Below are 11,499 nucleotides of genomic sequence, written 5' to 3'. Positions count from 1 at the left end.
CCTCCGCTCCGGCGGAAGCCCGTACGGGGCCGGAGCCCGCCCCGTACGGCGTGGCACCGCGCGGCGGCCGACCCGGCCCTTCGTCCGGCCCCGCGCCCCGCGCGCGGGGCGCCGCCCGCCGGTGCGCGCGCCTGTCCGGAACCCATCTCCCCTCCCCCGTAACGGGTTTGTCCCGGCCGCGTCGCCCCGTAAGGATGGGCCGGGACCGACCGCCGAGACGAGAGCGGAGACCGCCGATGCCGGCACCTGTGACCCTCGACCGCCGTGAAGGACCCTACGGAGAGGTCGTACTGCGCCGCCGTGCCGAGCACTTCGAGATCATCGCCAACGGGACCTTCCTGATGGACACCTCCGACGGGCGTTCCGAGCGGCTCCTGATCGACGCCGCGCAGGCCGCGCTGCCCGAGGCCGCCCGGGCCGGTGCCACCGTCCTCGTCGGCGGCCTCGGCGTCGGCTTCTCCCTCGCCCACGCCGCCGCCGACCCCCGCTGGAGCCGGATCACCGTCGTCGAGCGGGAGGAGGCGATCATCGACTGGCACCGGCGGGGGCCGCTCGCGTCGATCTCCGGAGCGGCTCTGGCCGATTCCCGCACCGTGATCCTGCACACGGACCTGGTGGACCACCTCGCCACCTCCCCCGACACGTACGACGCCCTCTGCCTGGACATCGACAACGGGCCGGACTGGACGGTCACCGAGGACAACGAATCCCTGTACACGGCCGGGGGATTGGCGGCCTGCGCGGCCCGGCTGAATCCGGGCGGAGTGCTCGCCGTGTGGTCCGCCCGACCCTCCGGCGATTTCGAAGGGTCCTTGCGGAATGCCGGATTCAGCGGGGTACGGACGGAAGAGATCCCCGTTGCCCGGGGCGTCCCCGACGCGGTCCACCTCGCCGTCCGTCCCGGATAGCTCCTGGATAGCCGGGACGCCACCGGTACCTCTAGGCTGCTGAGCCGACATCGGCGACGCGAGGCGGGGCAATGGAGCAGACACACACCACTCACCACGGTGCGGCGGCCACTCCGGGGGCCCAGCGGCGCGTCCTGGTGGTCGAGGACGACGCGACGATCGTGGAGGCGATCTCCGCGAGACTCCGCGCCGAGGGCTTTCTCGTGCAGACCGCGACCGACGGCCCGGCGGCCGTCGACGCGGCCGAGGCCTGGCAGCCGGACCTGATGGTCCTCGACGTGATGCTGCCCGGTTTCGACGGCCTGGAGGTGTGCCGCCGGGTCCAGGCCGCGCGGCCCGTCCCGGTCCTCATGCTGACCGCCCGCGACGACGAGACCGACATGCTGGTCGGCCTGGGCGTGGGCGCCGACGACTACATGACCAAGCCGTTCTCCATGCGTGAGCTGGCCGCCCGGGTGCACGTGCTGCTGCGCCGGGTGGAGCGGGCGGCGCTCGCGGCGGTCACCCCGCGCAGCGGCATCCTGCGCCTGGGCGAGCTGGAGATCGACCACGCGCAGCGCCGGGTCCGGGTCCGCTCCGAGGACGTGCACCTGACCCCGACCGAGTTCGACCTGCTGGTCTGCCTGGCGAGCACCCCCCGGGCGGTCCTCTCCCGCGAGCAGCTGCTGGCCGAGGTGTGGGACTGGGCGGACGCCTCGGGGACCCGGACCGTGGACAGCCACATCAAGGCGCTGCGCCGGAAGATCGGGGCCGAGCGGATCCGCACGGTCCACGGCGTCGGCTACGCGCTGGAGACCCCGGCGCTGTGAGCCGGCGGGGGCCCGGAGGGCCGCGGGAGCAGCGGGGGCCCGGCGGTGCGGTGCGCCGGCGGCGCCGGATCGTGATCTCGATCAAGACGAAGCTGGGCGCCCTGGTCGTCGGGGCGGTCCTGCTGACCTCCTGCCTGGCCCTGGTGGCGATCCGCACGTCCACGGAGTTCCGGTACATCACGATCTTCGCGATGATCGCGACCCTGTTGATCACCCAGTTCGTGGCGCAGTCCCTGACGGCTCCGCTCGACGAGATGACGACGGTGGCCGGGACGATCTCGCGCGGGGACTTCACCCGCCGGGTGCGGGGCGCGGACCGGCGGGACGAGCTGGGCGACCTGGCGTCGACGATCAACCGCATGGCGGACGACCTGGAGGCCGTCGACCGGCACCGCAAGGAGCTGGTGGCCAACGTGTCGCACGAGCTCCGCACCCCGATCGCCGCGCTCAGGGCCGTACTGGAGAACGTCGTGGACGGGGTCTCCGAGGCGGATCCGGAGACGATGCGGGGGGCACTCAAGCAGACCGAGCGGCTGGGCCGGCTCGTGGAGACGCTGTTGGACCTGTCACGCCTTGACAACGGTGTCGTGGGGCTGCGGGCGAGTCGGTTCGAGGTCTGGCCGTACCTCTCGGGAGTTCTGCGGGAAGCGAACCTGGCCGCCTCGCAGCGCGGGCTCTCGTCCACCTCGGGCCTGCACAACCGCACGGACGTCCATCTGCACCTGGACGTGTCGCCGCCGGAGCTGGTCGCGCACGCCGACGCGGAGCGGCTGCACCAGGTGATGGCGAACCTGATCGACAACGCGGTGAAGCACTCGCCGCCGCACGGCCGGGTCACGGTCAGGGCCCGGCGCGGCCGGTATCCGGACTCGCTGGAGCTGGAGGTCGAGGACGAGGGCCCCGGCATCCCCGAGTCGGAGCGGCACAGGGTCTTCGAGCGCTTCAACCGGGGCACGGCGGCGCACCGGTCGGGGCCGGGGAGCGACGGCGGCACCGGGCTCGGGCTCGCGATCGCGCGCTGGGCGGTGGATCTGCACGGCGGCGGGATCGGTGTGGCCGAATCCGCACGCGGATGCCGCATCAGGGTCACTCTTCCGGGAAGTACCCGACCGAGAGATTGACGTAGGGTCGAACAGGAAGAGCCGGTCCCGCGCCGCGCAGCCGCTCCGGTGGAGCCGGTTGACCGGGGTGTACACCAGCGGGACGTGGTCAGGGGTGCGGCCGAGGCGGGCCGTACTCGTGCTTCTCCGTACCCTCACAGCCGTGAAACCCCGCTTGTTTCCCGCCATTCACGGCTCCGAAACACCCCGTCAAGTGTGACTTGCGCGACGTTGGTGCGCCCGGCCTGCACCTCCCGGCCGGACAGGCGTAGCCTTGATTCCCGCTGTCCATCACCTTGTGAAGCGGAAGAGGGCGGTTGCCGCCGTGTCGTCTCAGTCCCCCAGTACCCCGAGCTCCCCGACCGACCAAGACGGGCAGGGCCAGAACCCTGCAGCCGCCTTCGGTGCCAATGAGTGGCTCGTCGACGAGATCTACCAGCAGTACCTCCAGGACCCGAATTCGGTCGATCGTGCCTGGTGGGACTTCTTCGCCGACTACAAGCCCGGAACGTCGGAGACCCCGGCCGCCCCGGCACCCACCACGCAGAGCGCGCCCGCCGCGCAGCAGGCCGGCCCCGCACAGGCCGCTCCTGCCGCTCCTGCGGCCGTTCCGGCCCCCGCGCCCGCTCCGGTCGCGGCCCCGGCCCCGGCGCCCGCTCCGGCTCCCGTGAAGCCCGCCGCGGCCCCGGCCGCGCCGGTCGCCGCGAAGCCGGCCGCCGCCGCTCCGGCCGCGGCGAAGGCCGCGCCTGCGGCCGAGGCCCCCGCGGGCCCCGAGCTGATCACGCTGCGCGGCCCCGCCGCCGCGGTCGCGAAGAACATGAACGCCTCCCTGGAGGTGCCGACGGCCACGTCCGTCCGCGCCGTCCCGGTGAAGCTGCTCTTCGACAACCGGATCGTGATCAACAACCACCTGAAGCGCGCCCGGGGCGGGAAGATCTCCTTCACGCACCTCATCGGCTACGCGATGGTGCAGGCGATCAAGGCCATGCCGTCGATGAACCACTCCTTCGCGGAGAAGGACGGCAAGCCGACCCTGGTCAAGCCGGAGCACGTGAACTTCGGTCTCGCGATCGACCTGGTGAAGCCCAACGGCGACCGCCAGCTCGTCGTCGCGGGCATCAAGAAGGCCGAGACGCTCAACTTCTTCGAGTTCTGGCAGGCGTACGAGGACATCGTCAAGCGCGCCCGCGTGGGCAAGCTCACGATGGAGGACTTCACCGGCGTCACGGTCTCCCTGACGAACCCCGGTGGCCTCGGCACCGTCCACTCCGTGCCGCGTCTGATGCCCGGACAGTCGGTCATCATGGGCGTCGGCTCGATGGACTACCCGGCCGAGTTCCAGGGCACCTCCCAGGACACCCTGAACAAGCTGGGCATCTCGAAGGTCATGACCCTGACCTCGACGTACGACCACCGGGTCATCCAGGGCGCCGCCTCCGGCGAGTTCCTGCGCGTCGTCGCCAACTACCTCCTCGGCGAGGAGGGGTTCTACGACGAGATCTTCAAGGCCCTGCGCATCCCCTACGAGCCGGTCCGCTGGCTCAAGGACATCGACGCCTCGCACGACGACGACGTCACCAAGGCCGCGCGCGTCTTCGAGCTCATCCACTCCTACCGGGTCCGCGGCCACGTCATGGCCGACACCGACCCGCTGGAGTACAAGCAGCGCAAGCACCCCGACCTGGACATCACCGAGCACGGCCTCACCCTCTGGGACCTGGAGCGGGAGTTCGCGGTCGGCGGCTTCGCCGGCAAGTCGATGATGAAGCTCCGCGACATCCTCGGCGTGCTGCGCGACTCGTACTGCCGCACCACCGGCGTCGAGTTCATGCACATCCAGGACCCGAAGCAGCGCAAGTGGATCCAGGACCGCGTCGAGCGCCCGCACTCCCGTGTGGAGCGCGAGGAGCAGCTGCGGATCCTGCGCCGGCTCAACGCGGCGGAGGCCTTCGAGACCTTCCTGCAGACGAAGTACGTCGGCCAGAAGCGCTTCTCCCTGGAGGGCGGCGAGTCCGTCATCCCGCTGCTCGACGCGGTCATCGACTCGGCCGCCGAGTCGCGCCTCGACGAGGTCGTCATCGGCATGGCCCACCGCGGCCGTCTGAACGTCCTGGCGAACATCGTCGGCAAGTCGTACGCGCAGATCTTCCGCGAGTTCGAGGGCAACCTCGACCCGAAGTCGATGCACGGCTCCGGCGACGTCAAGTACCACCTGGGCGCCGAGGGCACCTTCACCGGCCTGGACGGCGAGGAGATCAAGGTCTCCCTGGCCGCCAACCCCTCGCACCTGGAGGCGGTCGACCCGGTCCTGGAAGGCATCGTCCGCGCCAAGCAGGACGTCATCAACAAGGGCGGCACGGACTTCACCGTCCTGCCCGTCGCCCTGCACGGTGACGCGGCCTTCGCCGGCCAGGGTGTCGTCGCCGAGACGCTGAACATGTCGCAGCTGCGCGGCTACCGCACCGGCGGCACGGTCCACATCGTCATCAACAACCAGGTCGGCTTCACCGCCGCCCCGGAGTCCTCGCGTTCCTCGATGTACGCGACCGACGTGGCCCGCATGATCGAGGCGCCGATCTTCCACGTGAACGGCGACGACCCGGAGGCCGTGGTCCGCGTCGCGCGGCTCGCCTTCGAGTTCCGCCAGACGTTCAACAAGGACGTCGTGATCGACCTCATCTGCTACCGCCGCCGCGGTCACAACGAGGGCGACAACCCGCAGTTCACCAACCCGCAGATGTACAACCTGATCGACAAGAAGCGTTCGGTGCGCAAGCTGTACACCGAGTCGCTCATCGGTCGCGGCGACATCACCCTCGAAGAGGCGGAGCAGGCGCTCCAGGACTTCCAGGGCCAGCTGGAGAAGGTGTTCGCGGAGGTCCGCGAGGCCACCGCCGCCCCGACCCCGGCGCACGTCCCGGACGCCCGCGCCGAGTTCCCGGTCGGTGTCACCACCGCGGTCTCCACGGAGGTCGTGAAGCGGATCGCCGAGTCGCAGGTCACCATCCCGGAGCGGATCACGGTCCACCCGCGTCTGCTGCCGCAGATGCAGCGCCGCGCCGCGTCCATCGACGACGGCACCATCGACTGGGGCTTCGGCGAGACCCTCGCCATCGGCTCCCTGCTGATGGAGGGCACCCCGGTCCGGCTCTCCGGCCAGGACTCCCGCCGCGGCACCTTCGGCCAGCGCCACGCGGTCCTGGTCGACCAGGAGACCGGCGAGGACTACACCCCGCTGCTCTACCTGACCGAGGAGCAGGCCCACTACAATGTCTACGACTCGCTGCTCAGCGAGTACGCGGCGATGGGCTTCGAGTACGGCTACTCGCTGGAGCGCCCGGACGCCCTGGTCGTCTGGGAGGCCCAGTTCGGTGACTTCGTCAACGGCGCGCAGACCGTCGTCGACGAGTTCATCTCCTCGGCCGAGCAGAAGTGGGGCCAGACCTCCGGCGTCACGCTGCTCCTGCCGCACGGCTACGAGGGCCAGGGCCCGGACCACTCGTCCGCGCGCCCGGAGCGCTTCCTCCAGATGTGCGCCCAGGACAACATGACGGTCGCCATGCCGACGCTGCCGTCGAACTACTTCCACCTCCTGCGCTGGCAGGTGCACAACCCGCACCACAAGCCGCTCATCGTCTTCACCCCGAAGTCGATGCTGCGTCTGAAGGCCGCGGCGTCCAAGGTGGAGGAGTTCACCACCGGCGGCTTCCGCCCGGTGATCGGCGACTCGACGGCGAACCCGGCGGACGTCCGCAAGGTCGTCTTCTGCGCGGGCAAGGTCTACTACGACCTGGAGGCCGAGCGTCAGAAGCGCGGTGACACGGAGACCGCGATCATCCGTCTGGAGCGCCTGTACCCGCTGCCGGGTGCCGAGCTCCAGGCCGAGATCGCCAAGTACCCGAACGCCGCGAAGTACATCTGGGCGCAGGAGGAGCCGGCGAACCAGGGTGCCTGGCCGTTCATCGCGCTCAACCTGATCGACCACCTGGACCTGGCGGTCGGCGCGGACATCCCGGCGGGCGAGCGCCTGCGCCGGATCTCGCGTCCGCACTCCTCCTCCCCGGCGGTCGGCTCGGCCAAGCGCCACCAGGCGGAGCAGCAGCAGCTGGTCAACGAGGTCTTCGACGCCTGATCGTCGCCCTCGGAGCACGTACGGAGGCCCGGCAACCCCGCGAGGGGGTGCCGGGCCTCCGGCGTTCTCACGGCCGGGCCGGACGGGCCTCACGCGTTCTCACGGCGGGCCGGTCCGGCGTTCTCGCGCGCGGCCGGGTCAGAGGTTGGCCTCGAAGTCCCAGTACGGGCGGTTGCGCTGGCGCGCCGAGAGGGTGTGGGGGTGCTGGGCGCCCAGGGTCCTGGTGAGGGTGAGCAGGGCGTCCTCCTCCAGCTTCCCGGCCTCCTCGGTCTCGCGCAGTCCGCGCAGGTCGGTGGCGAGCGAGACCTGGCAGGAGAGGGTCAGCGGGTGCTCGTTGCCCATGACGTGGCGGGCCCGGCGCAGGGTGTCCCGGCTGAGTTCGGCGGCGTCGGACACCCGCCCGTTGAAGTTGCGGGCGGCGGTGGCGTTGAGAGCGCAGCCGAGGACCCAGGGGTGGTCGGGGCCGAGGGCGGCGGTGAGTCCGGCGAGCGCCGCCTCCAGCATCGTCATGGCCTCGGTGCGCTCGCCGGCCGCCTGCATCACGAGGGCGGTGTTGGCGAGGACGCCGGTGGAGACGGGGTGGGCGGGTCCGAGCAGGGCGCGGTAGCCGGCCTCGGCCTCGTTGATGAGGGCGCGGGCCCGGTCGAGGTCGCCGTGTTCGCGCAGGTAGTTGGCGTAGTTGGTGACCGCGGAGAGCGTGAGGTAGTGGCCGCGCCCCTGGGCCTGTTCGAGGTGGTCGAGGACCCCGGCCATGACGGCCCCGATGTCCTCCTTGAAGCCGCCCTCGCGGCGCCGGCAGAGGGCGAGCTGGCTGCGGGCGTAGAGGGTCTGCTGGTGCTGTGCGCCGAGGATCTTCACATGGAGGCGGACGTTGGCCTCCTGGCGGCCGAGGGCCTCGCGGTAGCGGCCGAGCAGCCGGAGGTCCTGGGCGACGGCGTTGTTGGAGTTGAGGGTGGAGGGGTGGTGGGGGCGCAGGATGTTCTCGCAGCGGGCGAGGGTGTCGGCGTCCTGGTCGTACGCCTGCTGGTAGCGGCCGAGCATCCGCAGGACGACGCCGACGTTGTGCCGGGCGGCGAGGGTGAGCTGCTGGGTCTCGCCGAGGAGGGTCCGCGCCTCGGCGAGGACCTCGCGCTGGAGGTGTTCGGACTCCTTGTACTGGCCGAGGAAGCGCAGGTCGCGGGCGATGCAGATCTTGGACTTGAGTTCGCCGAGCTCGTCGGGGTGGTCGGCGGCGGTGAGCAGGTTGCGGCGGGTGAGGTCGAGTTCGTACGCCTCGCGGAAGCCGCCGCTGCGGCGCAGGATGTCGCCCTCCACGGTGGTGAGTTCCTGCATGTGCGGGGAGAGCGGGTCCATGAACCCGGTCCAGCTGCCGCGGATGCGTTCGGCGAGGCGGGTGCCGGCCTTGTACTCGCCGCTGCGGTCGCAGTAGCGCAGGCAGTTGAGGACGGTGGTCTGGATGCGCGGGTCGGTGCTGCGCAGCGCCCCGGAGGGCTCCAGGTGGGGCAGGAGTTCGGAGTAGCGGGGCCAGTTCCGGCTGTCGGTCGGGTTCCCGGGGTCGGCCTCGGCGAGGAGGGTGCGGACGGCCTTGCGGTGGGCTTCGCGGTGCTCGCCGTCGGTGAGCCGGGACACGATGTCGTGGACGAGCCGGTGCATGTGGACCGACTCCTGCTGGGGTACGGCCTCCTCGCTGACGGGCCCCCGGGTCTCCCGGGTGAGCACCGAGTAGTTGACGAGGGTGTCGAGCGCCCGGGACCAGGCCGGCAGGTCGGTGGCCATCCACCGCAGGTCCTCGGGGAGCGGGGCCTGCGGGTGGGCGCGGACGATGCCGAGCGGGATGCGGCCGGGGGCGAAGGAGGCGCAGAGGCTGAGGATGTCGATGGCCTGGGGCTGGGCGCGCCGGAGCCGGTTGATCAGTATCGACCAGGAGGTGAGGGAGGTGTTGGGCATGCCGTCGCCGCCGCGGGGTTCGTCGACGGTGGAGAGCCGTCCCTCGCGGACCATGCGCAGGTACTCGGAGGCCTCCATGCCGGACTCGCCGAGCCAGGCGGCGGCCTGGACGAGGGGCAGGGGTACGTCTCCGAACTCGGCGGCGACCTCGTCGGCCTCGGCGGCGGTGATGTGCGGGGCGCGGCGCATGAGGTAGCCGGTGGATTCGGCGCGGTCGAAGTTGCGGACCGGCAGCACGTCGGTGTGTTCGCGCCAGCCGTGGTTGCGGGAGGTGATGAGGACGTGTCCGGGGCCGTGCGGGAGCATGACGTTGACGCCCTCGATGTCGTCCCAGCCGTCGAAGACGACGAGCCAGCGGCCGTGCGGGTCGCCGCGGCGGAGGGCTTCGCGGACGGCGCGGATGCGTTCGCCGGGCTCGCTGCCGGTGGGGAGTTCGAGGGCGACGGCGAGTTCGCCGAGGCGGTCGCGCTGGACGTTGCGGTCGTCGGAGCTGACCCACCAGATGACGTCGTAGTCGGAGCTGAAGCGGTGGGCGTACTCGGCGGCGATCTGGGTCTTGCCGATGCCGGACATGCCGAGGAGGGTGTACGCGGCGTTGCCGCGCTCGGCGTCCATGAGCCGTTCCTGGAGCTCGGTGAGGAGGTCGTCGCGGCCCGTGAAGCGGGGGTTGCGGCGGGGCACCTCGCCCCAGATGTCCGGCGGGGTGTCGGGGTAGCGCACGAGGGCGGCCGGCGCGATCCGCCGGGCGGGGGAACGGCGCGGTTCGATGTCGAGCCTGCTGAGGAGCCGGGCCTCGGCCTCCTCCTCGCCGACGCCCCAGAGGCTGACGGGTTCGAGGACGGCGGTGGCCGGGAGCAGGGTGCGGTTGGTGAGGTTGACGGCGGCGAAGCGGTCGGCGTGGCTGGCGACGAAGCTGCGCAGGACGTCGTTCCACTCGCCGGAGGCGCGGGGGCCCAGTTCGAAGAACCAGTCGTCGAGGACGAGGAGGACCCGGCCGCGGGCGAGGAGCAGGTCGCCGAGGGAGTCCTCCAGGGGGATCTCGCGGGGCGGGTCCCAGCGTTGCAGGGTGGCGCGGACGCCGTGGGTGTCGAGGCGCTGGTTGATCCAGGCCGCCCACGGTCGGTGGTAGCCCGGAAAGACGACGAGGACGTGTTCGGGAGCGGCTCTGCCACCGCCGTCCGCCGAAGCGCCGCCCGACCGCTGTTCCGCCATGTGTGCATCTCCCGTCCCGCTCACGCGCAACGCAGTGTCATGTGCCGTGGGCACAGTGTTACCCAAGGGCTCGCCGGCCGGGGCCGAGGCTCGCATGATGCTTCCGCATTTGCCGGGCGAACTCCCGTCCCGCATTGGTCAGTTCATCGGATTCAAGCAGGATCGCCAGGGCTGCGGCCACCTGATCGTGGACATGGTCGAACCTCTGCGCGGACCGTACGCGCCACTCCCCCGGCACTCCGGCGGCGCGCGGGACCCGGGCGGCCCGGTGCCACAGGTCGGTGAGCGCCAGGTGGGCGTAGGCGCCCTGGAGGACACCGGCGACCGGGCGGGCGTCGGAGCGCCAGCCGACCCGGTAGGTGGGGGCCGCCCGGTCCGGCGGGTGGGGCCGGTGGAGCGGGACCAGTTCGTGGAGCGTGGCGAGCTTGCTGTGCTGCAGCTCGTGGACGAGGGTCTCGGCCATGTCCGCTCCACCGGCGGCGGGCGTCATGAGGACGGCGCCGGGGGCGGCGCTCAGGGTGGCCCCGACGGAGCGCGTCCCGCGCGGGACGAGCGGTACGACGGCGTCCACCGACCGGCTCACCTCGACGGCCCTGGCCCGGTCGGTGCCGCGCAGCAGAACGCGGGCGGCGGTCCAGCGGACGGCCCAGCCGGCGTGGTCGGTGTCGGCGTGATCGGCCGCGGCCCGCTCCGGGATGCCCATGGCCGGCGGCAGCCGGTACGGGTCGAGGTCCTCCAGCCGGGTCGCGCCGCCGGGCAGGGCGCGCAGCCCCCGCCAGCCGGGACCGCTGCCGGTCAGCGGCCCCGCGGGGCCGCCCGCCCGGCGGCGGAGCACGGCGCGGGAGCCCGCCCCGTCCTCGGCCCCGATCCGTACCGAGCGGGAGCGGGCGTCGATCCGGACCCGCCGGGCGCCGCCCGCGTCGACCCGGCCGACACCGGGCAGCGGCAGCACCCCGCCGGGGGTCTCGACCACCAGGTCCACGGGGAGCCCGGCGCGCAGGGCGGCGGTGGCGGCGAGCAGTTCGAGATGGGCGAGGTGGTGGTCGAGGCCGGTCCCGAGCGGTTCGGTGAGCGCGGTGGCGAGCCAGCCGCCGGTGGTGGGGTAGTCCAGGACGGCGCGGACGACGTCGGGGCGGACCCGCTCGGCCCTTTCGAGCAGGAGCCAGCCCGCCCCGAAGCCGCGCAGCACGGCGGGCGCCACCGCCTCGCGGTGGCGCTGGACCCGCACCAGAAGGGTCTTGAGGAGGAGAAGCCGACGGGCGTGCAGCCCGGAGCGCAGGAAGGACGCCCCGGCGGATCCGGGGCGTGTGGTGGCGAGACCGGCGAGGACGGCCGGGTCCGGCGGTGCGGCGATCACCCGGGGCTCCCCGCCGACGGGCGGCGGCCGGGCG

The 11,499-nt window shown here is 72.2% G+C and carries 6 protein-coding genes; 4 read left to right on the top strand and 2 right to left on the bottom strand.

Annotated elements, in window-relative coordinates; genetic code table 11:
- Positions 1 to 236: 236 nt before the first annotated feature.
- The 4 genes from ABT129_RS02295 to ABT129_RS02280 all read left to right on the top strand — a co-directional run bounded on the left by ABT129_RS02295 (position 237) and on the right by ABT129_RS02280 (position 6,949).
- Entirely contained in the window at positions 237 to 908 is a 672-nt protein-coding gene (locus ABT129_RS02295; protein ID WP_351895492.1) for a spermidine synthase family protein, read from the top strand.
- A gap of 71 nt (positions 909 to 979) precedes the next feature.
- The gene (locus ABT129_RS02290) at positions 980 to 1,717 is read left to right on the top strand and encodes a response regulator transcription factor (protein WP_351895490.1); all 738 of its coding nucleotides are present in this window, start codon (positions 980 to 982) and stop codon (positions 1,715 to 1,717) included.
- A 50-nt stretch (positions 1,718 to 1,767) separates the two neighbouring features.
- On the top strand, positions 1,768 to 2,838 hold the full coding sequence (locus ABT129_RS02285; protein ID WP_351895488.1) for a HAMP domain-containing sensor histidine kinase: 1,071 nt from the start codon (positions 1,768 to 1,770) through the stop codon (positions 2,836 to 2,838).
- A 304-nt stretch (positions 2,839 to 3,142) separates the two neighbouring features.
- Positions 3,143 to 6,949 carry a multifunctional oxoglutarate decarboxylase/oxoglutarate dehydrogenase thiamine pyrophosphate-binding subunit/dihydrolipoyllysine-residue succinyltransferase subunit gene (locus tag ABT129_RS02280; protein WP_351895486.1) on the top strand — a complete coding sequence of 1,269 codons (3,807 nt, stop codon included), beginning with the start codon at positions 3,143 to 3,145 and terminating at the stop codon, positions 6,947 to 6,949.
- A 138-nt stretch (positions 6,950 to 7,087) separates the two neighbouring features.
- On the opposite strand, the gene fxsT is transcribed toward ABT129_RS02280, so the two are convergent.
- Both fxsT and ABT129_RS02270 read right to left on the bottom strand, forming a co-directional pair.
- Entirely contained in the window at positions 7,088 to 10,108 is a 3,021-nt protein-coding gene (gene fxsT / locus ABT129_RS02275) for an FxSxx-COOH system tetratricopeptide repeat protein (protein ID WP_351895484.1), read from the bottom strand.
- A 58-nt stretch (positions 10,109 to 10,166) separates the two neighbouring features.
- The gene (locus tag ABT129_RS02270; protein WP_351895482.1) at positions 10,167 to 11,465 is read right to left on the bottom strand and encodes an aKG-HExxH-type peptide beta-hydroxylase; all 1,299 of its coding nucleotides are present in this window, start codon (positions 11,463 to 11,465) and stop codon (positions 10,167 to 10,169) included.
- Positions 11,466 to 11,499 lie beyond the last annotated feature (34 nt).

Origin of the sequence: Streptomyces sp. NPDC002057, from assembly GCF_040296665.1 — a bacterium.
In the GTDB taxonomy this organism is placed as follows: domain Bacteria; phylum Actinomycetota; class Actinomycetes; order Streptomycetales; family Streptomycetaceae; genus Streptomyces.
The sequence above is the reverse complement of the archived record's forward strand: the minus strand, read 5'-3'. Positions and strand labels throughout refer to the sequence as shown.